General features: G+C 48.5%; 4 protein-coding genes. 2 read left to right on the top strand and 2 right to left on the bottom strand.

Annotated features, from left to right (window positions below):
• Positions 1-199: 199 nt before the first annotated feature.
• Positions 200-502: a hypothetical protein gene (locus Q7V48_15585; GenBank protein ID MDO9212144.1), complete on the top strand. Its 303-nt coding sequence runs from the start codon at positions 200-202 to the stop codon at positions 500-502.
• Between the two features lie 128 nt (positions 503-630).
• Entirely contained in the window at positions 631-921 is a 291-nt protein-coding gene (locus tag Q7V48_15580; protein MDO9212143.1) for an HU family DNA-binding protein, read from the top strand.
• Between the two features lie 40 nt (positions 922-961).
• Here Q7V48_15580 and Q7V48_15575 read toward each other — a convergent pair whose 3' ends face one another.
• Both Q7V48_15575 and Q7V48_15570 read right to left on the bottom strand, forming a co-directional pair.
• The gene (locus tag Q7V48_15575) at positions 962-1060 is read right to left on the bottom strand and encodes an AURKAIP1/COX24 domain-containing protein (protein ID MDO9212142.1); all 99 of its coding nucleotides are present in this window, start codon (positions 1058-1060) and stop codon (positions 962-964) included.
• A 149-nt stretch (positions 1061-1209) separates the two neighbouring features.
• Positions 1210-2544: a replication-associated recombination protein A gene (locus Q7V48_15570; GenBank protein ID MDO9212141.1), complete on the bottom strand. Its 1335-nt coding sequence runs from the start codon at positions 2542-2544 to the stop codon at positions 1210-1212.
• Between the last annotated feature and the right edge of the window lie 275 nt (positions 2545-2819).

Genomic DNA, 2819 nt, shown 5'->3' with positions numbered 1-2819 from the left:
AGAGTGAAGGGGTGCAGAAAGGTTTGCTCCCACCGTTTGGCCGGCGCGCAGCATCTCCCCGCCGGGTCTTGATAATCCTTCTGAATTCATGAGAGAAAATAAAAAGTGAAGAGAGGCAAGATAAATAGCAATTTTGTACTTGCCTGATTTTAAAAAATTTCGTAAAATTGCATAAATTATTCTGGATTACTATGAAGGTTTGCTGGCTTCCTTCCAGAAGATATTCTCCCAGGCCATTGGTCTTACCAAAATGATTAAACAAATCGAGCGGCAAGTACGGGAGCTACAAAAAGAATTGGCTGAAACCCAGAAAGAGCGCAATTTGCTCCGCCTTCAACCTTGTCAGGGCGACCTGGAGATCCGGCAGAAAGAAGAAAGGCTGGACAGCCTTGACACTCGTATTGAATCCCTTAACCAGCAGATCCGGGAGTTGGAGAAAAAACGTCGGGAGATGATGTCCGAAGCCATTAAGAAACCAGGCTATGAATCTCCCTTTAGCTGAATTTTGCCTCGCCGGAAGGGAGAAGGAAAAAATTCTTTAAAATTTTTGGGTTTACATATGGAAAGGGTTCATGATATATTTGGCGAAATTGGAATGAATCATAAACTTTTTTAAGGAGAAGGAGAGAGATGACCAAATTTCAACTCATTCAGAAACTCATGGAAAGGTCGAATACTCTCGCCCAGCAGGATGCCAAAACCATTGTGAACACAATCTTTTCCTCCATGGCCACCGCAGTGGCCAGGGGGGAGAGGATCGAAATTCGCGGCTTCGGCAACTTCACGGTGAGGACGTACCAAGCCTATCAGGGTCGAAACCCGCGGACGGGCAACAAAGTGGATGTTTTGCCCAAAAAACTCCCTTTCTTCAAAGTCGGAAAGGAACTGAAGGAACGGGTAGATAAGTCATCCACCCGTTAACCCCAAGAGACTTTTTTTTCTTTACCTCAAGAAGAGAATTTTATTTGCGCTTTCTTCTCTGAATACGGGTCTTCTTCAGAAGTTTGCGATGTTTATGCTTAGCAATTTTCTTCCGCCTCTTCTTAACGATGCTTCCCATATATTTACTCCTCGCCTTGGATCAGTAAACTGCTAACGCTCCGTAGGTGTATCAAAGTCTTTTATTAATGTCCCTGCGAACTCGACGCAGCCGGTACTAAACCAGGGGACCGAATTTACCTTCCCTGGGCTGGCCATATTGTTTCCTTCCTATTTCGGGCTCATTTTTTTGCGCCAGAATTTCAGCCGCTGGCTAATAATTTTTTCCATCCCCCTGTCCGTCGGGTGGTAATAAGACCGGGAGCCGAGTTCTTGGGGGAAATAATCCTGTTCGACAATCCCTTCTGGATAATCGTGGGCATACTTGTAGCCTTTCCCGTAGCCCAGTTCTCCCATCAACTTGGTGGGCGCATTGCGGATGGGCAAGGGAACGGGAAGCGCTCCTCTTTCTTTTACATCCGCGCGGGCCTTTTCATACCCCAAGTAGAGCGCGTTGCTCTTCGGTGCCGTTGCTAAGTAAACCGCAGCTTCTGCCAGAGCCAACTCCCCTTCAGGGAGGCCGACGAAATGGAAGGCCTGCATGGACGCAAGGGCTACCTTCAGGGCTTCCGGGTCAGCCAGGCCAATGTCCTCGGAGGCAAAACGGACCATGCGGCGCGCGACGTATAAAGGGTCTTCCCCGGCCTCAATCATTCTGGCCAGCCAATAAAGAGCGGCGTCTGGATCGCTTCCTCGCAGACTTTTATGGAAGGCCGAAATAATATTGTAATGCTCTTCCCCTTCCTTGTCATACAGCAATGCTTTGCGTTGCATGGCCTCCTCGGCCATGGGCAAGGAAATGAACCTTTGGCCATCCGGGCCTGGCGGCGTGGCCAGGACAGCTACCTCTAAGGCGTTCAGCGCCACCCGGGCATCTCCATGGGCCATGGCGCTGAGATGCTTCAGAGCTTCGGGAGTCAATTTCGCCTTCAAACTGCTCAGCCCTTTTTCTTCCTCTTGCAGTGCTCGGCTTAAAATAAGGCTGATTTCATCTGGGCTCAAGGCTCTTAAGGTAAGGACTTGGCAGCGGGACAAAAGAGCTGAGATCACTTCGAAAGATGGATTCTCCGTAGTGGCGCCAATCAGAATAATGGTCCCGCGTTCCACGTGAGGCAGAAAGGCATCCTGCTGGGCTTTGTTGAAACGATGAATTTCATCCACAAAAAGGATCGTACGCCGCCCCTGATACTTCATTCCCTCCGCTTCACTAATAACCTGGCGAATCTCCTTAACCCCTGATAAAACGGCAGAGAAACCTAAAAAATGGGATCGAGTAGAGCAGGCAATGATCCTGGCCAGCGTCGTCTTCCCTGTACCCGGTGGACCCCAAAAAATCAACGATTGCAGCTGATCTTTTTCAATCAAAGAGCGTAAAAAACGGCCCGGACCGAGGATATGCTCCTGGCCGACAAAATCTTCCAGACGCTCAGGGCGGATTCGGTCCGCCAGAGGAATGTAGTTCCGCTTTTCTTCTTTTTTCCTCCCCGTGGCTCCGAAAAGCTCCATGAGCAAAAAAATCTCCCTCCAATTTGTTTTTCAGCCTACCACAGAATGGGCATCCTTTCAACGCCAATTGAAAATTATCGGTGGCGAAAGTCGAAATGGGGAAAAATTAATTTAACTCAATAGGAATTTCCTTCTTGGACACGGATGTACACAGATTATCAGGATAAACTAAATTTAGGGCTTTTTTAAAATGTCGTGCGTGCCCACTTTCCGCAATATGTAAACATCCCCTTCGATCTGAAAAGTAAAGCGGTATCCGCCCGTAACTCGGCCTT

This window comes from Deltaproteobacteria bacterium, assembly GCA_030654105.1.
Taxonomy (GTDB): Bacteria; Desulfobacterota; SM23-61; order SM23-61; family SM23-61; genus JAHJQK01.
This window is presented reverse-complemented; position numbering and strand designations above follow the sequence as displayed.

Excerpts from the sequence above, each read along its gene's own strand:
- Q7V48_15580 (MDO9212143.1), top strand. The coding sequence starts at position 631 with ATGACCAAATTTCAACTCATTCAGAAACTCATGGAAAGGTCGAATACT.
- Q7V48_15575 (MDO9212142.1), bottom strand. The coding sequence starts at position 1,060 with ATGGGAAGCATCGTTAAGAAGAGGCGGAAGAAAATTGCTAAGCATAAA.
- Q7V48_15570 (MDO9212141.1), bottom strand. The coding sequence starts at position 2,544 with ATGGAGCTTTTCGGAGCCACGGGGAGGAAAAAAGAAGAAAAGCGGAAC.